This is a genomic window from Acetobacter lambici (assembly GCF_011516885.1).
Lineage (GTDB): Bacteria > Pseudomonadota > Alphaproteobacteria > Acetobacterales > Acetobacteraceae > Acetobacter > Acetobacter lambici.
This window is the reverse complement of sequence record NZ_WOTD01000005.1, coordinates 51,909-69,591: the sequence shown is the minus strand read 5'-3', so window position 1 is coordinate 69,591 and position 17,683 is coordinate 51,909. Positions and strand designations below refer to the sequence as shown.

Below are 17,683 nucleotides of genomic sequence, written 5' to 3'. Positions count from 1 at the left end.
ACCCATGTCCGACATACAACTCGCAGATGTTGCGGTTATTGGTGGAGGTCCGGTCGGGCTGGCCACAGCCCTGCTTATGGCGCGTGGCGGTCTTTCGGTAACCGTTATGGAGCGCGCCCCGCTTGATACATGGGCCGAACCCGGCTTTGACGGGCGCGAGATCGCCCTGACCCACCACTCCGTGCGTCTGCTCGAACAGGCGGGGGCATGGTCCCATATTCCACAGGCGGTTATCTGCCCGCTCAAGGAAGCACGGATTGAAACAGGCAGCTTCCGCCACCCACTCACGTTTGACACGCGTGGCGAAGGGGTGGATGCGCTAGGCTGGCTGGTCTCCAACAACCAGATCCGCCGCGCCCTGTTTGCTGCGGCACAGCACATGCCCAACATTACCCTGCTGCCCGGCACAGCCGTGCAGACCATTCGGCAGGGGCAGGACTACGCCGCCGTTCACCATAATGGCGGGCAGGTCAACGCCAAGCTGGTTGTTGGGGCGGATGGACGTTTTTCCCCCACCCGACAACGGGCGGGCATTGGCGCCATTGTGCATGATTTTGGCAAATCCATGATGGTCTGTCGCATGGCGCACGAATCCCCCCACCACAATGTGGCCCTGCAATGGTTTGATGAAGGGCAGACAATCGCCCTGCTCCCCGTTAACGGCATGGCCTCCTCCCTTGTACTGACCCTGCCACCGCAGGAGATCGAAGCTCTGGCCCACATGCCGCGAGAGGCATTTAATGCCGAAATCATGCGCCGCGTGGGCAACCGCCTTGGCGCCATGCGGCTGGTCAGTACCCGCCACGTCTACCCGCTTAAAGGCGTTTACGCGCATAGGTTTACTGCCCGCAGGCTGGCTCTGGTGGGGGATGCGGCCGTTGGCATGCACCCCATTACGGCACACGGGTTTAATCTGGGCCTGAAGGGGCAGGAAACACTGGCCCGGCAGGTTCTGGCCGCTGTTGCCAAAGACGGTGATGCAGGCTCCCCCGCAGCCCTGCGTACGTTCGAGCGCCAGCACCGCAAGGCAACGGCTCTTCTGTTTGCCGGAACCAACGGTATTGCCTCGCTCTACACCCACGACGGCCCGCCCTTCCGCCAGATCCGTGAAGGATGCCTGCGTATGGCGGACAGGTTCTCCCCGTTCAAAAAAGCTGTGACGTCTCTGCTAATGGACCGTCAGCCTTCCGCCCCCGGAGCCTGATTCCCTCTGGGTTTGCCGGTTTTGCGGGCAGGCTGTAGCTCTCGGGGCTGTTCCAGTTCCCTTGCCAGCCATTGCGCCAGCACGCTGAGAACATAGTCCTGCTCTGCCTCACTCAGGCGGCGGCCAGATGGCAAAGCGTGCCATTTGGCCAGACATGAGCGGCAACACGTACCCGTGGCATGCTGGGCTACAAAAACCGGGTGCCCTTTCCATGGTGTCTGCCGCCCGTCCTTGAGCGGCAAAGACGGTGCCAGCCGCCGGGCAATAAAGTCCTGCCCGTGTTCCAGCACCAGAGGCAGACCTTTTTCCCGCAAATACGTCATATCCTGCGCGTTCAGATGAAACCTCTGCCTGAACGCCGAACGTGCCAGTTTTTCCCACAACTCCGCAGGTACTGTCGCCTGTGGCACAACGGCCCGCCGTGGGAAAAGGTCATTTTGAAAACCCGTCATACCCTACTTTATGGGGTGGCCGGGTCTGTTTTGCCAGTGTTACCCACAGTGTTGCCGGGATGATCCGGGTTGTTGGTCGCATAGGCCGAGCGGAGCGCCGCCAGCACCGGAGCAGATGGGTCGCCTAGCGGCATCTGGTACAACCCGCCATTGCTCACAACCGACAGAAAGCCCCATGCCTTGCGGCCATCGGGGGTGAACAGCACTTCCAACTGATATGCGGCGCAATCATGCGGCTTACACATATGCCCCAGCAGATAAGGCTTGCCGTCAATGCTGGTTTTTTCAACCGGAACCGAAGTCGCCTTCAATTCCGACACCCAGGCAGGCAGAGTGCTCATGCCATGGTAGGCAGGTGCAAACGCTGGCTGGGCAGCGAATTGCGCAGTCACAGGAAACTCCGCCGCCAGAGCAGGCGTTGCCACACTCAAAGCGGACAGCAGCAGGAGGGAAAAACGCATGGTCGTACCTCATGAACTCTGTTTGCCAGAATAACAGCGCCATAAGCCGGGCGTATCTGGCCGATAGCTGACCTTATCCGCGTATCTTGCTCAAACAAAGGCAGTCGGTTCTGCCCCCTAAAAGTCAGGAATGGCCAAGAACAACAAAACGCGGTCATTTGTAAGACGGACAGCAAAAGTGCCTGAGTTGTCCCACCCTATACAGAGCCAACAGACGCATGGCCTACCTAGAACAGCTCAACCCTGTTCCATGGATGCTGGTTGACAAATACAGGCTCTGCATAACAGATGTTTTTTAGAATTTTCTAGAGTACAACACGCACTTGGACCGCCTGAATTTTAGCGCTTGAAAGGCATATCTTATGAAAACAAAGACAAAAGCATATTATAGATCTTATGCAGAGCATCGGCACGGAATGATCATACATCCATGCGGCATTGTTACCATACCCTTCGAATATAAATTGTTTATATGAAAATCATAATGTCAATAATCAGTTATTCAAAATAGAAATAAAATTACATAGTATCTTAAAAACACTCAGAACGGATGGGAACATCACCTTGATGACTTTGAACTGTTCATATTTTTCAAAAAAAATAGCGCATATTCCATTAACTGTTCTGTATGGAATTTTCATGTTGTTTGCTGGGATGGTGAGCCTTGTTATGACCCCTCCTTTTTTGGTCCCAGATGAGCCTGCTCATTTTGCACGGGCTTATCAAGTTGCGCAGGGTGGGTTCGTTGGTACACGTATTTCCGCTACCCAGAGCGGTGCTTATCTGCCTGCAACCGTAGCGGAAATTGCAAAACCATTCGCCCCTTTTTTTCCTGACAAAGGCGAAAAAATTACAGGCACAATGCTAGCACAAGCATTTGACATGCCTTGGTCAACCCTACCGACCTTTGTCGACATCCCCAATACTGTTATCTATCCACCGACCTCCTACATGGGAGGTGCTACTGGCATTTTTGTTGCCAAAAGACTCAATGCCAACCCGCTTGCCACCTTTTATCTGGCACGAATGGGCAGTTTGGTCATCAATACCAGTCTGGGTCTTCTGGCACTCTGGATCGCAGGGGATGCAGGGATTTTCCTCCTGCTTCTCTTAACCATGCCCGCATGCGTCAGTCTGGAAGCATCCTGCTCCCAAGATGGTTTTGTGCTGGGGCTAACGGCTTTAGCTGTCAGCATTTTGCTACAGTTTGCAAAAAAAACTACGGTCAATTGGGATAACAGGCTTGTTGTCAGTCTGTCACTGGCTTTGGGCTGTATTGCGGCTGCCAAAATCCCCTGCCTTTCTTTTATCTGCCTTCCCTTTTTTATCTGCTCCTCAAAAGAATGGAAAAAACCTTTCTACATTCTAGGGGGGGGCAATGGCAGTTTTCCTGTTGTGGGCAGTGCTTCAGCGCCATTCTTCCGTTCCCCTCCCTGGGTTACCCGGAGTGTCTTCCTCCGAACAGTTACACTCCCTTCTGCATGCGCCAACCAAAGTCATTCAAGTGACTTTGACCACCATACGGCTTAAGTCCGGGCACCTGTTCCGACAGGTTATGGGAATGCTGGGCTAGGGGTACGTCAAGCTCCCCAAAAAATTCTATTTGTGGGGAGAGATTGCTCTCCTCCTTTCTTTTATGTGGCCGTTTTTTGGCAGAATAAGTTCCGTCTGCAACAAAGAATTTCTTATCAAAACGAGTCTTCTTCTTGGGATTTTTCTGATCACCACTGAAGGCATCTTTATGGCACTTTATCTGACCTTTAGCCCCGCTGGAGCCACTTATGTTTTTGGCCTACAGGGGCGTTATTTTATTCCGCTATTCATGATTCTGGCATTGTGTCCAACATTTTTGCCCAAAGGCACCTCCCCTTTGGAAGCCTCCCCTGTTTTGGCCAAGCCATGCCTGATGCGGATTCTTCTCACTCTATTTATGCTATATTCTCTTTATACGCTGTATAGCACGTTATCCTCACGTTACTGGTAAGGTTATATATTCCTATTGTTCATTATTTGACCTTATCCTGTGATGTATAAATACCATTCCACAATGGTGACTGTGGCAGACAGCATGGTGTTCATAGAAATAGCTTATTTTATGTGCCTCTTCTTTCTGCCCTTTTCCTGAATGAACGTATTATCCCCATGAATATACTAGGGATTGCCATTATGATTGTAGGAATCGCCATTTCTACATGCCGTTAAATGACATTGGGCTGGCTGCCCTGCCTGAATTCTTCCACCGGCACCTCATGCAGCCATAAACGCCAAGACCGCGCCATGGGCAAATTTTTGCATCTGCAAAACTGCAACCAGAAGACACACATATGGCTGGAAGATGGAAAAGCCGTCAGGATTTTGTGGAAATAGACTGGTGGTGGGAAAGAACCCTGCCCATGCCAACTCAGAAAACGCGGTTTCAAAATGGCTCCGGATTGACGCCGGAAGGCAGGACAACCCTGCCAGCCTGAAACCTAAAAACCACCGAAAGCTAAGGAAAAGCTTGGTGGGTGCACAAGGGCTCGAACCTTGGACCCGCTGATTAAGAGTCAGCTGCTCTACCAACTGAGCTATGCACCCCAACAGCCAATTGGGCTGAAGTGGAGGCTTTTTACCACCTCTTTTTCACAAGCACAAGCCTGAAAATTCAGGATTTTAACAAAGCAAGAACGGTATCCAGTTGATCGAGGCTTTTGTAGTGGATTTCCAGAGAGCCCCCTTTGCGCCCATCAAAATTAACCGCGACTTTCAGCCCCAGCCGACTTGCTAGATCACGCTCAAGGGCTGCAATTTCCGGATTTTGAGGTTTTTTCTCTTTTGCAACGGGTTTACCATTCTGCTGCTCCAGTGCTTTTTGCACCAGTGCTTCTGTCTGACGGACAGACAGACCTTTGGCAATAACTTCGGCCGCAGCTTCTATGGGGTTAGGGTGCGGCAGCAATGCTCTTGCATGCCCTGCGGAGAGTGTTCCTTTTTTAAGCTCTGCCCGAACCGCATCTGGCAGTTTGAGCAGCCGTAGCGTGTTGGCAACATGTGGCCGGGACTTGCCAATGGCTTTGGCCAGATCTTCCTGCGTCAGGCTGTAGTCATCCATCAGGCGGTTAAAACCTTCCGCCTCTTCCACCGGATTAAGGTCCGAGCGCTGGAGATTTTCGACCAGTGCTGCGGCCATGGCGTCGGCTTCGCTCAGGTCACGCACATGCACAGGCACCTCGTGGCACTGGGCGAGTTGCGCTGCCCGCCACCGCCGCTCACCTGCAATAATCTGGTACTGTCCTTTTTTATTCGGATCAGGACGCACCAGAATGGGTTGCAGTATGCCACGAGCACGAATGGAATCCGCCAATTCCTCCAGTGCCGCAGGTTCCATATCCTGCCGTGGCTGAAAAGGCCCGGCCACAAGAGCTTCCACCGGAAGAACGCTCACCGCACCACCTTTTTGTTCAGAATCAGTTCCTTTGCCACTAGCGGAGACTCCTGCAGCCTCCCCCAGCAACGCGGCAAGTCCCCGGCCCAGTTTAGGGCGGGGCACAGATTTGCTCCGTGGGGGGGCGCTCATGCCGTTCTCCTCATAATTTCGGCGGCAAGCGCCTGATAAGCCGTGGCCCCGGTTGCACGGGGGTCGTAGGTCATGACCGGCAGGCCGTGGCTTTGTGCCTCGGAAATACGAATATTTCTGGGAATAATGGTCTCAAGCACATCATCACCAAAAAAGCTGCGTGCATCCGCGGCAACCAGTTCAGACAGATTGTTGCGCTTGTCATACATGGTCAGCACGATACCCGCGACCTTGAGACCGGGATTGAGGTTTTTGGTTACATGACCAATCGTTTTGACCAGATGCCCCAAACCTTCGAGCGCAAAAAATTCGCACTGCAACGGGGCCAGCACACCATGGGCGGCCACAAGCGCGTTCAGGGTCAGCAGGCCAAGGCTGGGGGGGCAGTCAATAATAATATAGTCAGCCTGCTGTGCCAGTGGCTCCAGCGCCTCGCGCAGCCTGTATTCGCGGCCCTGAGTCTCAACCAGTTCGATCTCAGCCCCGACCAGCTCCGTATTGGCCGCTATGACAGACAGGTTTTCAATCTCGGTGGATTGTAGAATTTCCTGTGCTGCTTTTTCATGCATAAGCAGAGCATAAGCACCTCCTTTTCTGGCATCGTAGCTGACGCCAACGCCGGTGGAGGCATTGCCCTGCGGGTCCAGATCCAGAAGCACAACACGAGCGCCATCGGCTGCCAGAGCTGCTGCCAGATTAATGGCGGTGGTTGTTTTACCCACCCCACCTTTCTGGTTTGCTACTGCTAGAATGCAGCAGTCTTTTCTGTTCTTGTTAGCCTTCTGCACGATTAAAATTACTCACTTCCAGAATAACACCATCGGGGCTTGTCTTGCTTGGCCATGACCGGACATCAAACTTCCAGGTCTTTGCCGCTTCCTCAATTTCCTGTTCAGCCTGACGTCCCTTTAAGAACAGGCCAACACCATCAGGTTCCAATAACGGGCGCGCCCATGTCAGCAACTTGTCCAGCGGAGCCAGCGCACGCGCTGTAACCACTGGAGCCGGAGCAACATCGGCCTTGTCCAGCCGACAAGGCAGAATGGTCAGTTGCGTGCCCGTTATTCTGGCGGCCTCACGCAAAAAGGCAGATTTCCGCTGATCCGATTCGATCAGTACACCCGGAATATTGGCCGCAATGCCAACCACTATGCCGGGAAAACCACCACCCGACCCCATATCCACAAATCGCTCGCGCCCTTTTACCAAAGGTACAAGCTGGAGACTATCCAGAATATGCCGCTCCCACAGGTTATCCATATCCTTGGGGGAAACCAGATTAATCCGCTCGTTCCATTTTTGGAGCAAAGCCATATAGGCCTGCAAACGCTCTTCTGTTTCACGTGAAACAGTCACACGTTCAGCCTGCATGAGTATGCTCCTGACCTTTGCGCAAATATGCCAAAATAGCCATGAGGGCTGATGGCGTAATGCCGGGAATGCGCTGTGCCGCACTAAAACTTTCCGGCTGTGCCTGCGCCAGCCTTTCCTTCATTTCCGAACTTAGTCCACCTATGCCTGCAAAATCCATTTGCGGTGGAAAGCGGATTTCCGTCTCGGCTTCCAGTTGTTTAATTTCCCTGTTCTGGCGGGTCAGGTAACCACTGTAACGTGCCTGCGTGGTAACATACTGGCGCACACGCTCAGTCACACCAAGGAACCATGGAGCAATATGCTCCACAACAGATAGGTCTGCCCCATACCCCAGAACCTCCAGCAAGGTCCTGCGCCGGCCATCCTGCGCGACCTTCATACCCACGCTGGCAAGCTGCTGCGGTTGCCATGCTTCGGTTCCGGCGCGCTCTGTTGCTGCGTTAATTTCCGCCAGTTCCTGCTCAAAGGCTGCCTTACGCTGCGCGCCCACACACCCCCAGTTCATACCAAGTTGTGTCAGACGAATATCGGCATTATCCGCTCGCAAGGTCAGCCTGTATTCCGCACGGGATGTAAACATACGGTAGGGTTCGCTCACGCCCTGAGTTGTCAGGTCGTCGACCATAACGCCAATATACGCCTTACCCCGGTCCAGACTGACTGGTGCTTGACCACCAGCACACCGAGCCGCATTAACCCCCGCCAGAAGCCCCTGCGCCCCGGCCTCCTCATACCCTGTTGTTCCGTTGATCTGACCTGCCAAAAACAGGCCGGGGCACTGGCGCAGTTCGAGCGAGGTTGTTAGCTCACGCGGGTCTACATAGTCATACTCCACCGCGTAACCATACTGCGCGATCACCGCGCGCTCCAGACCGGGAATGGTATGGATCATGGCGTCCTGCACATGGGCCGGCAGGCTGGTGGATATACCATTGGGGTAAACCAGATTGCCCCCTTCATGCTCGGGCAAGGCTTCGGGTTCGAGGAAAATCTGATGACTTGTTTTTTCCGCAAACCGGACGACCTTATCTTCGATCGATGGGCAATAACGCGGTCCACGGCCGGAAATCCCTCCCCCATACACAGCGGACAGGTGCAGATGTTCCCGAATAATATCATGCGTTTGGGGCGTGGTAGCGGTAATGCCACAGACCATTTGCGGGTTGGTAATAGCCTGCGTCATCCGGCTGAAGGGTTCGGGCACTGCGTCCCCTTTATCCTCAGCCAACGCGCTCCAATCAATACTGTCACGCTCCAGCCTTGCCGGGGTCCCTGTTTTTAACCGACCCATACGTAGGTTCATGGCTCGCAGGCGTTGCGCCAGAGCAATGGCTGGCTGCTCCCCTATGCGTCCGGCGGGTTGTGACTTGTGCCCAATATGGATAACGCCATCCAAAAATGTGCCGGTTGTCAGCACAACGGCACCGGCCTGCCACTGCCTGCCATCCTCGCACACAACACCACTGACGTGCCCATCGCCACGGCACAACAGATCGGCTGCGGCACCTTCCACAATATCCAGCCCCGGTGTCTGGGCCAGCAAATCCTGTATGGCCTGCCGGTATAGCATGCGGTCTGCCTGCGCACGCGGCCCCTGCACGGCTGGCCCTTTGGAACGATTAAGGAGCTTGAAGTGAATACCCGCCCGGTCCGCAGCACGACCCATTAACCCGTCCAGCGAATCTATCTCACGCACCAGATGGCCTTTGCCAATTCCCCCAATGGCAGGGTTACAGGACATGGCGCCAACCGTCTTTTTATTATGTGTCAGCAGGAGTGTTCTGGCGCCACACCGTGCGGCCGCGGCTGCGGCCTCGCACCCCGCGTGGCCGCCCCCTACCACAATCACGTCATAAGACCCCATCATACCCACATGCCCTGCACTATGTTCTTATTTGCCAATACAGAACTGCCCAAAAATGGCATCCAGCAGTTCCTCAACCCCTACATGTCCGGTTAACCGCCCCAAAGCCCGCATGGCCAGCCGCAGTTCCTCGCCCCGCACTTCTGGCCATTCCTGCCGGAGAGCTTCCTCCAGACTGGCACAGGCATCCTGCACACCAGCGCTATGGCGTGCGCGGGTCAGCAACGGCATGCCGGTCGATGATGCCGTTAACGCCTGCACCCTGTCTTCCAAAATATGGCGTAATGCCTCCAGCCCCTGACCATTTTTAAGACTGACCGGTATAACGCGAACGCCCTCTACCTCTGCCGGAAGGTCCGCCAAGTCAAGCTTGTTCCCAACCAGCAAAGCACCGGGGAAGACACTTTGGGGCACATCGGAGGCAGCAAACATCTGCACAACACAGTCTGCCTGTTTCACGTGAAACAAAGCGCGGCGCACACCTTCGGCTTCAATCTCATCCTCGGTTTCACGCAGGCCTGCGGTATCGACAAACGTTACCTTGATCCCTGCCAGACTCCCCACAATTTCCAGCGCATCACGCGTTGTACCCGCAATGGGGGAAACAATGGCGGCATCACGTTCGGCCAGCCAGTTCAGCAGGCTCGACTTCCCTGCATTGGGTGGTCCCGTAATAGCAAAAACCACCCCCCGCCGGATACGCTCGCCCCGCTGGCCATCTGCAATATGCTGCTGCATTTCCCCCATAAGCTGGCGGATGCCTGAGCGAATTTCCTCCTCAACTTCGGGCGGAAGGTCCTCATCGGGAAAATCTATCAGGGCTTCCTGAAACGCCAGAAGCTTTTTCAGCCGCGCTGACCATTCCTCGTAAACCCGGCTCAATGCGCCATTGGCTTGAGCCAGAGCCTGCCTACGCTGGCTTTCTGTTTCCGCCGCCACAAGATCGGCTATGCCCTCGGCTTCCACCAGATCCATCCGGCCATTGGTAAACGCCCTGCGTGTAAATTCACCCGCTTCTGCCGGGCGCGCCCCACCCAGCACAAGGGCATGGGCTACAGCCTGAATAATGGCGGACCCCGCATGCAGATGCAGCTCAAACCCGTCCTCCCCCGTGTAGCTTTTGGGGCCGGGGAACCACAGCACAAGGGCTTCGTCCAGCAAGGTATCCTGCACATCTGCCTGCCGCCATACACGCCGCAAAACCGCCTTGCGCGGCGGAGGGAGTGAACCGCAAAGCTTTACCAGAAGGTCCGCACTGCCTTTGCCGCTCACGCGCATAACGGCAATGGCTGCGCGCTCCACCCCTGTAGACAGAGCAAAAATAGTGTCTTCCCCCTGATACCCCACCGCGCTCTGTTCCTTACTGTTCTGTTCACGATAACAAAGTGTTTTTAGTGCAGTTTTGTCCGCAAACGTAGATTTAAAAAATGATAAAAAACGGACTATATGGGGTATATGCCGCCAATAAGGCTGCACCTTGCCTGCTTTTGCGCCATTCCACTTTGTTTTTATCCAGAAAGTGCCCGATCCATGCCCCAGCTTTCCCTTCATTCTCCTCTGGGACCGCTTACCCTGTCTGAAGAAGATGGAAAAATCATTTCTCTGGATTGGGGCTGGGGCCGAGACCAGACCGAAACGCCACTACTCTGCCAGGCACGGGAATGGCTGGACCAGTGGTTTGATGACCCCTCGGCACTGGGGGCATTCCCCTTTCCTCTGGAACCTTACGGCACTGCATACCAGAAAAAAATCTGGGCTTTTTTGCAGAGTATTCCAGTAGGTGCGACCATAACATATGGCGAACTGGCGCAAAAAGTTGGAGGTAGCCCCCAATCCGTGGGGCAGGCAGTTGGCCGTAACCCTATTCCCGTATTGATTCCATGCCACCGTGTATTGGCACGGAATGGTCTTGGTGGGTATTCGGGGGATGGTGGCGTAGACGATAAAATATGGCTGCTGGAGCTTGAAGGCGTGGAGCTGCCCACAAAGGCCTGAACACGGCCCTTGGTTGCCAAACCCCAACAAGGTAAGGCAACCAAGGGTTATGATCTTAGCGCTTATCGCAGTTCTGCGTTAAATTGTTGTAAAAATAACCATCTTTGCAATTGAACATTGCGGTGCCATCGCTCCCCTGCATTGTACGCGGCGGAGGCTGGCCCGGGCCTGTTGCCGGATACTGCCCATAGTCAGGACTGGCATAATAGGATGGCGGCGCATAATAGCTCTGGCCTGTTCCCTGTTGCACCGGGGCTCCATCTGGCGTGGGTGGAGGCGGTGCCTGATCATACTGTGGGTAGGCACCACCATATGCCTCTACGTCAGCCATACGACCATACGCGTATGGCATGGACCACCCCCAGCCCCAACCTGCCCAGTAGGGGCTCCAGTATGGGTTACCCCAATACGGGTTCCAGCCACCATATCCGCCATACCCCCCGTATCCACCGTATCCACCGTATCCACCGTAATAGTATGGGTAGCCCCAGCCGCCGTAATAACCACCCCAGCCGCCTCCCCATCCTCTGGGGCCACCGCCGCGCCAACCGCCTCCGCCACCCCAGCCACCGGGGCCACCGCCATGCCAGCCACCACCACCACCTGGTCCACCAAAATGGCCGCCCCCACCGGGACCACCACCAAAATGCCCACCACCATGCTGCGCAAAAGCATGGGTGACAGAAAGATTAGCCCCCGCCAGCAGCATGGCTAACAGGCCTATCTTTATTTTACTTGTCTGCTTCATTCCAACGTCCCCCACTCTTGCCTGTTGGTTAGCAGACAAGAAAAACATGTCCTAAAAATGGGCATGATCGGGAAGGCTTTCCAGCATGCGTTACCATCTTTTTTGGTATGTCAGAAAAGCTGATGACGCACGATTTGCCTTGCATTTATTGAATGCCTGATATACTGTTTAAGCAATGGAGAAAGCGGGGTGTCTCCATACACCGTTCCGCTTTTGCCCCCTAACAAACCCAAAATTAGGAGGCCGGAAACATGGCATGGAAAAAAGCAACATTCGTATCGCTCTGGCTCGCAGCCCTGAGCCTTGCTATCTGCTCCACTTTTATTTTTATGACGTGCGGACTCAAATTTTCGGTTTTCCACGCAGGCTTGGCCGTGCATTGGCAGGATTTTACCGACAATTCCGCCCTGTCGCATTTTTTGTGGCAATCCCTGCCAGAGTCCGAACAATGGTCGGACTACGCTTTCTCGCTCCCCGGTCTGGTAGCCAGCGCGGCTTTTGTTTCCAGCATTGTTCTGGGATCTTTTGCCGCATTGCAGTTTGAAGAACTCAACAAGGGTATTCAGGCCGACCGGCAGGCAGATATGCGCCGCTGGGAGAACCTTCTGGTCGGACAGGTACATGATGTACAGCCCAACCTTTTTGCCGCCAATGCTGTGGTGGATGGGCATTACACAGCAGTTGCCAAACGAGCCTGAATAGGCTGACTGACAAACAAAAGCCACTGATACCCGTTTGGAACATCAGGGGCTTTTTTCATGAACTGCACAGTATTTTCCAATGTTTTATCTGACAATCCCCTGTGACAGAGGCAGATAAAACAGGCATGGCTCTGCAAAACAGCCTCAATGTTTTTGACCAACAAAAACAGAGCGCCGTATGACTTCCCCCAAAAGGGAAAATTTATTTTTTCAGGAAAAGCCATGGTCGGAGTGAGAGGATTCGAACCTCCGGCCCCTGCGTCCCGAACACAGTGCTCTACCAGGCTGAGCTACACTCCGTAATGGCTGAATGCGCTATACATCTCTCTTGCTGTATAAGCAAGAGAGGAAATGCATAAACCCCTAGGCTTAAAGGGCGGACATAGGCAGATCGTTCACCTGATCAGACAGGATGGAACAGGCCAGAGCCGCCGATACATCCGGAACAACCTGAAAAAGAGCCCGTGCCTCGGCTGAAGCAAAACCCTGACTGACCGCTATATCCAGCATGGCGACCATGGCATCGCCCCACCCATCCACATTAACCAGAAGAATGGGTTTTTTATGCTGGCCCAGTTGCTTCCATGTCAGAATTTCCATTGTTTCGTCAAAAGTGCCAAATCCACCGGGAAGAATCCAGAATGCATCGGCCTGAGCAAACATGATCTGCTTACGTGCATGCATGGAATCCGTAACGATCAGTTCGGAAACCTGATCATGCATCCGCTCACGGGTTTTTAAAAACTCGGGAATAACCCCGGTAACAGCCCCACCGGATTTGATTACGGCATCCGCCACTACACCCATGAGCCCATTGGCTCCACCACCATAAATCAGTCGAATATTTTTTTCGGCCAGTGTTTTGCCAGCCAGTTCGGCTGTCTGGCGATAAACTGGTTTGTCCCCCATCCGGGAGCCACAAAACACTGCAACGGAACGCACAGTTAAGGACATATGACGTCTTCTCCCTGATATTCTATTTTTATAAATTTTAACAATTCAAACATATGGGCAAAAAATATTCCATGTTCTTGCCGTGTTTTCAGAAGCTTTTTGCAAGGTTACAAGGATTTACATAAAACGCAAATCTGTTCCCTGCTGCTGTGCAGCCCCAAACCATAACCTGCATGGAGCATGGTCTGGGTTTTTACTGCCCTGACAATATAATATATTAAACACTGTTATATTATATTGTTTTTCAAAAAGGCCGGACAACAACCATAATCACGATGATCATCATCAGAACTGTTGGTACCTCATTGGCCAATCTGTAAAATTTTTCAGAATGCTGATTATTGTCCTGTGCGAACCCCCGGTACCAGCGACCACAAAACCCCTGAAAACCAAACATCAGCAGCACTGACAGCAATTTTAAATGCCACCAGCCCGCACTCCAGTCGACAGACCCCGGTGTTAAAACCAGTAAAACACCAAAGAACAGACTGGAACACATGGCAGGCACCATAATAGCCTTGATCAACCGGCGTTCCATGGTTTTAAACCGCGTACTTTCCGCAGTACCAATCTTGACCTGGCAATGGTACACAAACAGTCGGGGCAGATAAAACAACCCCGCCATCCATGCCATGACAGACATGATATGAAAGGCGACAAACCACCTGACCCACGGAAGCAGCACGTCAAAAACCATTATGATGTGACCTTGATCAGTTTGGAAAGAATATGTGGGAAATCAGATAATTTGCTTATCCTTTCAACCCCTTTCCAATCTGGAACGGGTTTTTCCGGTGCGCGGAGCATCACGCAGGCCATACCTGCATCAACCGCTGCTTTTGCACCGGGGTCACTATCTTCCAGCACCACGCATTCGCACGGCAGAACACCTTGGGCCTGTGCGGCCTTTAGGTAAACATCAGGCCGTGGTTTGGGCACCCCCATATCCCGCGCGGAATGAATCCGTCCCTTAAAGTAAGGGGAAAGACTGGTTTTTTCAAACTTTACGTCCATCTCCTCGCATGAGGAATTGGATGCAACACGCACGGGAATACCCAACTTGTGCACCGCATCAAGCATGGCATGTACACCATCAATGGGTTCCACACCTTCCTTCATGGCCGCCACAAAGCGCTGCTGCATTGTTGGCTCCCATTGGGGACCAAGCTTTTTGCCCGCGTGCTGTTCAATCATGGGCTGAATGGTTGCTAAGGACATACCAGAAAAAGTCTGGACGGCCAGCGTATCCGGCACAGTCCACCCGGCCTCCCGCGCCGCCTGCGCACACAGGCGGCAGCAGGTTTCCTCGCTATCAACCAGCACACCATCACAGTCAAAAATGACCAGTTTGAGTGGACCGCGAAAAACCTGTGAGAGAGCCAGAGACATCAGGCTGTTTCCCGCACTGTCCGAACAAGGTCAGCCACATGCTCAACAGGTGTTTGCGGCAGAACGCCATGGCCGAGGTTAAACACATGTGCCCGACCACGCCCCGCTTCGCGCACCTGCAGGGCTTCACGCCGCATGGCCTCCCCCCCGGCCAGAACCGCCACTGGGTCCAGATTGCCTTGCAGGCCCAAAGTTTCTGGCACCATTGTGCGCACGGTCGCCATATCGGCCCCGGTATCAAGTGCCAGAACATCTACGCCCGTCTCACGCGCATATTCCGCAGCCATAACCCCGGCAAGACGGGGGAAGCCGACAACTTTTACGTGCGGGTAACGGGCCTTGATTGTCTGCACAATCTGCCGACTGGGCTTAATGACGTGACGGCGGAATTCTGATGGCGGCAGCAGGCCTGCCCATGAATCAAATAACATGACCGCTTCCGCCCCGGCTTCGATCTGGGCGCAAAGATAGGTGGCTGTTGTTTCCGTCAACAGAGCCATGAGCCTGTCAAACAGAGCTGGTTCGGAAAAAGCCATGTTCCGCGTTACAGAAAACTCGCGCGAGCCACGGCCTTCCACCATATAGCACGCCACCGTAAAGGGCGATCCGGTAAAGCCAAGCAGTGTTGTGGCTCCCGGTTTGGCAACACCAATGCTGTCTGGCCCATCCACAGCCTTACGCAGGCGTGCAAGGGTTTCAAGCACAGGGGCGGTTGCTTCTGCAATGCGGGCCGGAACCAGTGCGTTCAAATCCTGTTCGGAGCGGATTGCACCCAGCACGGGGCCGGTTCCTTCCACAAACTCCAGGGACTGACCCATGGCCCACGGCAGGATCAGAATATCCGAGAACAGAATTGCACCGTCCATGCCAAAGCGGCGGATCGGCTGCAAGGTCAGTTCCGTTGCAATATCAGGGGTCATGCAACGGGTCAGAAAATCCGCCTGAGCCCGCATTGCGCGGAATTCGGGCAGGAACCGGCCGGCCTGTCTCATCAACCACATCGGCGGGGGCCACAGAGCCTCCCCGTTAAGAGTTCTGAGCAGGCGTTTGGCGGCGGGAATATGTGTTTGCGTTGTCATGAGCAGAAGTCCTGCACGTCTTTGTCCACGCTGTCCACGCCCCTCTTCCTATAAAAAAAGAAAGAAAAAGATTTGATGTAGTATGAGGGTACTGTTGATAACGGGGTACCCGGCATTCCAAAAATGTACCCCATCTTTCCCACAGTGTGTACAGTTTCAAGACCCTTGCAAAATAAAGGGTTTTTAGGGTTATCCAGAAAACATCCAACCACCCCTGTGTACAACTCACCGGTTCATGAGAGTTGCAGGTTGTGCCCGGTACTCGGTACGGCCATGTTCTGAACTCCGTACAATCCACATGTACCCCGGTACTAAGGGAAGTACTCACAGCCCCATTTTTGACCAGTACCTGAAAGAGACTCGCTTCCGTGACCGATTTAGTACTAACGCCGACTCTAATACAGAACCGAGCGGATAAACTGCTTTTGGCCAGTGGTTCTGAAGCCAGACGGCGTATTCTGCAAAATGCCGGACTGGCTTTTGATGTTGAGACTTCATCCATCAATGAGACACATCTCAAGCATGAAGGTCTGCAACATAACTGGTCGGCGGATACCGTGGCCCTCCGTCTTGCAGAAGCAAAAGCGCTGTCGGTGCAAAAACCAGATAGAATTGTGATCGGTGCGGATCAGATGCTCAGTTGCGAAGGGGAATGGTATGACAAGCCGGAGGGGCTGGAGGGTGCCCGCCAGCAATTGCTCCAACTCAGAGGTAAAACCCATATCCTGCATACTGCGGTTGTCCTGTGCTTTAACGGGCAGGTCCTCTGGCGGCATGTTGCCCGGCCAATGCTGACCATGCGTCTGTTCTCCCATGCATTCCTGGAGCATTACCTGGCAACGGAGGGAGCGGCCTGCCTTGGCTGTGTGGGGTCTTACCGGCTGGAAGGTCCGGGCATACAGTTATTTGGCACAATAGAAGGTGATGAGTTCGCCATTCAGGGTTTGCCGCTGTTACCTCTGGTTGCAGCATTACGGACGATGAAAGTGCTATCAGATTAAAAATTAGGGCTTGTCAGCATTTTATGTAGGTTGTAAGAGGCTCAACACACACAGCAGGGCTGTTGCAAAACAGGTCTGAGTGGTGTGTGACAGAACAGTGGGGCCATAGCTCAGTTGGGAGAGCGCTTGAATGGCATTCAAGAGGTCGGCGGTTCGATTCCGCTTGGCTCCACCAGTTCTTTAAATCCTCAAAAATACTAAAGTAATCCGCTCCCGTGTCGCAATGGCACGGGTCGTGCTGTGCGTTTTTGTAAGCAATGCCTTTTTTCAGACATATCGGGGTGCCACTGTTTCTGACAGGCAGGGTGTATGTCGCCTTGCAGATTGGTATTTATGAACGAAGGCTGAATGATGAAAAGAGCATTGCTGGCAACAACACTGGTTATGGGCCTTGCAGCTTTTTCCGGGGCTGCGGCCCGGGCTGATGAAGCCGCTTCCACTGTTGGAGCTCCTCCACCCCCTCCGTCTGAATGCGGTGGCATGCACCATGGCCCCGGTGGGCCGGGTGGACATATTCTCAGACTGGACGGGATCAAGCTGACCGCCGACCAGAAAAAGAAGATCAAGGCTGTGTTTGATGCCAACCGGCCTGAAGACCCCAAAGCAGGTATGGAGCAGACCCATGCCCTGCAAGAACAGATCCGCACCGTACTGACAACACCCGGCGCGGTTGATCAGGCCAAGTTGCAGGATCTGGAACAGCAGATCAGCGCGTTGCACACGCAGCATGCATTACACAAGCTTCAGGTTGAAGCCCAGATTCATGACATTCTGACCAATAAGCAGCTCAAGCAGATTGCTGAGCAGCCGGACCACCCACCCGGTCACCATCCCGAATGTAGCGGCAAAATGCCGCCACCGCCCGAGGCAGCCCAGAGTGGCAAGTCAGAGTAATATGGTATCAG

Annotated in this window: 20 protein-coding genes, 3 tRNA genes and 1 pseudogene; 9 read left to right on the top strand and 15 right to left on the bottom strand. The window is 53.9% G+C overall.

All coding sequences use genetic code 11. The features are described from left to right. The first annotated feature begins 4 nt into the window (after positions 1-4). Entirely contained in the window at positions 5-1,204 is a 1,200-nt protein-coding gene (ubiM, locus tag GOB86_RS04485; protein ID WP_165991180.1) for a 5-demethoxyubiquinol-8 5-hydroxylase UbiM, read from the top strand. Here ubiM and GOB86_RS04480 read toward each other — a convergent pair. Together GOB86_RS04480 and GOB86_RS04475 are read right to left on the bottom strand one after the other, a co-directional pair. After that, entirely contained in the window at positions 1,180-1,656 is a 477-nt protein-coding gene (locus tag GOB86_RS04480) for a DUF4186 domain-containing protein (RefSeq protein WP_165991179.1), read from the bottom strand. The genes ubiM and GOB86_RS04480 overlap by 25 nt on opposite strands. Before the next feature lie 8 nt (positions 1,657-1,664). After that, a complete protein-coding gene (locus GOB86_RS04475) occupies positions 1,665-2,117 on the bottom strand; it encodes an Ivy family c-type lysozyme inhibitor (RefSeq protein WP_165991178.1) in 453 nt (150 codons plus the stop codon). 567 nt (positions 2,118-2,684) lie between these two features. Here GOB86_RS04475 and GOB86_RS04470 point away from each other — a divergent pair. Together GOB86_RS04470 and GOB86_RS16585 are read left to right on the top strand one after the other, a co-directional pair. Continuing rightward, on the top strand, positions 2,685-3,647 hold the full coding sequence (locus GOB86_RS04470; protein WP_242012502.1) for a DUF2142 domain-containing protein: 963 nt from the start codon (positions 2,685-2,687) through the stop codon (positions 3,645-3,647). Positions 3,648-3,711: 64 nt separating this feature from the next. Beyond that, positions 3,712-4,101 (top strand): annotated as a pseudogene (locus GOB86_RS16585) (DUF2142 domain-containing protein); the annotation flags it as partial. Between the two features lie 517 nt (positions 4,102-4,618). Here GOB86_RS16585 and GOB86_RS04460 read toward each other — a convergent pair. The 6 genes from GOB86_RS04460 to mnmE form a co-directional block, all read right to left on the bottom strand. Further along, positions 4,619-4,694 (bottom strand) — tRNA-Lys (locus tag GOB86_RS04460). A gap of 67 nt (positions 4,695-4,761) precedes the next feature. Continuing rightward, positions 4,762-5,673, bottom strand: a complete 912-nt coding sequence (locus tag GOB86_RS04455; RefSeq protein ID WP_165991175.1) for a ParB/RepB/Spo0J family partition protein — start codon at positions 5,671-5,673, stop codon at positions 4,762-4,764. After that, positions 5,670-6,461, bottom strand: a complete 792-nt coding sequence (locus tag GOB86_RS04450; RefSeq protein ID WP_165991174.1) for an AAA family ATPase — start codon at positions 6,459-6,461, stop codon at positions 5,670-5,672. The genes GOB86_RS04455 and GOB86_RS04450 overlap by 4 nt, the downstream gene beginning before the upstream one ends. Beyond that, a complete protein-coding gene (rsmG, locus tag GOB86_RS04445; protein ID WP_165991173.1) occupies positions 6,448-7,044 on the bottom strand; it encodes a 16S rRNA (guanine(527)-N(7))-methyltransferase RsmG in 597 nt (198 codons plus the stop codon). Before rsmG ends, GOB86_RS04450 begins: the two co-directional genes overlap by 14 nt. Then, the gene (mnmG, locus tag GOB86_RS04440; RefSeq protein WP_165991172.1) at positions 7,034-8,914 is read right to left on the bottom strand and encodes a tRNA uridine-5-carboxymethylaminomethyl(34) synthesis enzyme MnmG; all 1,881 of its coding nucleotides are present in this window, start codon (positions 8,912-8,914) and stop codon (positions 7,034-7,036) included. The genes rsmG and mnmG overlap by 11 nt, the downstream gene beginning before the upstream one ends. 24 nt (positions 8,915-8,938) lie before the next feature. Further along, positions 8,939-10,258, bottom strand: coding sequence for a tRNA uridine-5-carboxymethylaminomethyl(34) synthesis GTPase MnmE (gene mnmE, locus GOB86_RS04435; protein ID WP_338421510.1), 1,320 nt, complete (start codon positions 10,256-10,258; stop codon positions 8,939-8,941). Positions 10,259-10,441: 183 nt separating this feature from the next. Between mnmE and GOB86_RS04430 the strand changes: the two genes are divergently transcribed. After that, positions 10,442-10,906 carry a methylated-DNA--[protein]-cysteine S-methyltransferase gene (locus tag GOB86_RS04430; protein ID WP_165991170.1) on the top strand — a complete coding sequence of 155 codons (465 nt, stop codon included), beginning with the start codon at positions 10,442-10,444 and terminating at the stop codon, positions 10,904-10,906. 318 nt (positions 10,907-11,224) lie between these two features. Here the strand turns inward: GOB86_RS04430 and GOB86_RS15835 are convergent, their stop codons facing one another. Then, positions 11,225-11,491 (bottom strand): hypothetical protein, encoded by a 267-nt coding sequence (locus GOB86_RS15835; protein ID WP_194301076.1) that lies wholly within the window; start codon positions 11,489-11,491, stop codon positions 11,225-11,227. On the opposite strand from GOB86_RS15835, the gene GOB86_RS16335 reads away from it, so the two are divergent. Beyond that, positions 11,490-11,621: a hypothetical protein gene (locus tag GOB86_RS16335; protein WP_277875443.1), complete on the top strand. Its 132-nt coding sequence runs from the start codon at positions 11,490-11,492 to the stop codon at positions 11,619-11,621. The two genes, GOB86_RS15835 and GOB86_RS16335, sit on opposite strands and share 2 nt — an antisense overlap. Positions 11,622-11,905: 284 nt before the next feature. Further along, positions 11,906-12,352 carry a hypothetical protein gene (locus GOB86_RS04420; protein ID WP_165991168.1) on the top strand — a complete coding sequence of 149 codons (447 nt, stop codon included), beginning with the start codon at positions 11,906-11,908 and terminating at the stop codon, positions 12,350-12,352. Here the strand turns inward: GOB86_RS04420 and GOB86_RS04415 are convergent. The 6 genes from GOB86_RS04415 to hemE form a co-directional block, all read right to left on the bottom strand. Further along, positions 12,325-12,579, bottom strand: a complete 255-nt coding sequence (locus GOB86_RS04415) for a hypothetical protein (protein WP_165991167.1) — start codon at positions 12,577-12,579, stop codon at positions 12,325-12,327. The two genes, GOB86_RS04420 and GOB86_RS04415, sit on opposite strands and share 28 nt — an antisense overlap. After that, positions 12,579-12,655, bottom strand: a tRNA-Pro gene (locus GOB86_RS04410). Before GOB86_RS04410 ends, GOB86_RS04415 begins: the two co-directional genes overlap by 1 nt. A 69-nt stretch (positions 12,656-12,724) precedes the next feature. Further along, on the bottom strand, positions 12,725-13,309 hold the full coding sequence (locus GOB86_RS04405) for an LOG family protein (RefSeq protein ID WP_165991166.1): 585 nt from the start codon (positions 13,307-13,309) through the stop codon (positions 12,725-12,727). Between the two features lie 244 nt (positions 13,310-13,553). Beyond that, entirely contained in the window at positions 13,554-14,006 is a 453-nt protein-coding gene (gene hemJ, locus GOB86_RS04400) for a protoporphyrinogen oxidase HemJ (RefSeq protein WP_165991165.1), read from the bottom strand. After that, positions 14,006-14,698: an HAD family hydrolase gene (locus GOB86_RS04395; protein WP_165991164.1), complete on the bottom strand. Its 693-nt coding sequence runs from the start codon at positions 14,696-14,698 to the stop codon at positions 14,006-14,008. The genes hemJ and GOB86_RS04395 overlap by 1 nt, the downstream gene beginning before the upstream one ends. Beyond that, complete coding sequence (gene hemE, locus GOB86_RS04390) at positions 14,698-15,777, bottom strand: uroporphyrinogen decarboxylase (protein WP_165991163.1); 1,080 nt, start codon at positions 15,775-15,777, stop codon at positions 14,698-14,700. The genes GOB86_RS04395 and hemE overlap by 1 nt, the downstream gene beginning before the upstream one ends. Before the next feature lie 368 nt (positions 15,778-16,145). On the opposite strand from hemE, the gene GOB86_RS04385 reads away from it, so the two are divergent. From GOB86_RS04385 to GOB86_RS04375, 3 genes are all read left to right on the top strand, one after another. Continuing rightward, positions 16,146-16,778, top strand: coding sequence for a Maf family protein (locus GOB86_RS04385; protein ID WP_165991162.1), 633 nt, complete (start codon positions 16,146-16,148; stop codon positions 16,776-16,778). A gap of 99 nt (positions 16,779-16,877) precedes the next feature. Then, positions 16,878-16,953: transfer RNA gene (locus tag GOB86_RS04380), tRNA-Ala, on the top strand. A gap of 173 nt (positions 16,954-17,126) precedes the next feature. Continuing rightward, positions 17,127-17,672, top strand: coding sequence for a Spy/CpxP family protein refolding chaperone (locus GOB86_RS04375; protein ID WP_242012495.1), 546 nt, complete (start codon positions 17,127-17,129; stop codon positions 17,670-17,672). The last annotated feature ends 11 nt before the right edge of the window (positions 17,673-17,683 follow it).

Bases quoted from the DNA above. Each gene is read 5' to 3' on its own strand.
- ubiM (WP_165991180.1), top strand. From the start codon at position 5: ATGTCCGACATACAACTCGCAGATGTTGCGGTTATTGGTGGAGGTCCG.
- GOB86_RS04480 (WP_165991179.1), bottom strand. From the start codon at position 1,656: ATGACGGGTTTTCAAAATGACCTTTTCCCACGGCGGGCCGTTGTGCCA.
- GOB86_RS04475 (WP_165991178.1), bottom strand. From the start codon at position 2,117: ATGCGTTTTTCCCTCCTGCTGCTGTCCGCTTTGAGTGTGGCAACGCCT.
- GOB86_RS04470 (WP_242012502.1), top strand. From the start codon at position 2,685: ATGACTTTGAACTGTTCATATTTTTCAAAAAAAATAGCGCATATTCCA.
- GOB86_RS04455 (WP_165991175.1), bottom strand. From the start codon at position 5,673: ATGAGCGCCCCCCCACGGAGCAAATCTGTGCCCCGCCCTAAACTGGGC.
- rsmG (WP_165991173.1), bottom strand. From the start codon at position 7,044: ATGCAGGCTGAACGTGTGACTGTTTCACGTGAAACAGAAGAGCGTTTG.
- mnmG (WP_165991172.1), bottom strand. From the start codon at position 8,914: ATGATGGGGTCTTATGACGTGATTGTGGTAGGGGGCGGCCACGCGGGG.
- GOB86_RS04430 (WP_165991170.1), top strand. From the start codon at position 10,442: ATGCCCCAGCTTTCCCTTCATTCTCCTCTGGGACCGCTTACCCTGTCT.
- GOB86_RS16335 (WP_277875443.1), top strand. From the start codon at position 11,490: ATGCCAGCCACCACCACCACCTGGTCCACCAAAATGGCCGCCCCCACC.
- GOB86_RS15835 (WP_194301076.1), bottom strand. From the start codon at position 11,491: ATGGCGGTGGCCCCGGTGGCTGGGGTGGCGGAGGCGGTTGGCGCGGCG.
- GOB86_RS04420 (WP_165991168.1), top strand. From the start codon at position 11,906: ATGGCATGGAAAAAAGCAACATTCGTATCGCTCTGGCTCGCAGCCCTG.
- GOB86_RS04415 (WP_165991167.1), bottom strand. From the start codon at position 12,579: ATGGCTTTTCCTGAAAAAATAAATTTTCCCTTTTGGGGGAAGTCATAC.
- GOB86_RS04405 (WP_165991166.1), bottom strand. From the start codon at position 13,309: ATGTCCTTAACTGTGCGTTCCGTTGCAGTGTTTTGTGGCTCCCGGATG.
- hemJ (WP_165991165.1), bottom strand. From the start codon at position 14,006: ATGGTTTTTGACGTGCTGCTTCCGTGGGTCAGGTGGTTTGTCGCCTTT.
- GOB86_RS04395 (WP_165991164.1), bottom strand. From the start codon at position 14,698: ATGTCTCTGGCTCTCTCACAGGTTTTTCGCGGTCCACTCAAACTGGTC.
- hemE (WP_165991163.1), bottom strand. From the start codon at position 15,777: ATGACAACGCAAACACATATTCCCGCCGCCAAACGCCTGCTCAGAACT.
- GOB86_RS04375 (WP_242012495.1), top strand. From the start codon at position 17,127: ATGATGAAAAGAGCATTGCTGGCAACAACACTGGTTATGGGCCTTGCA.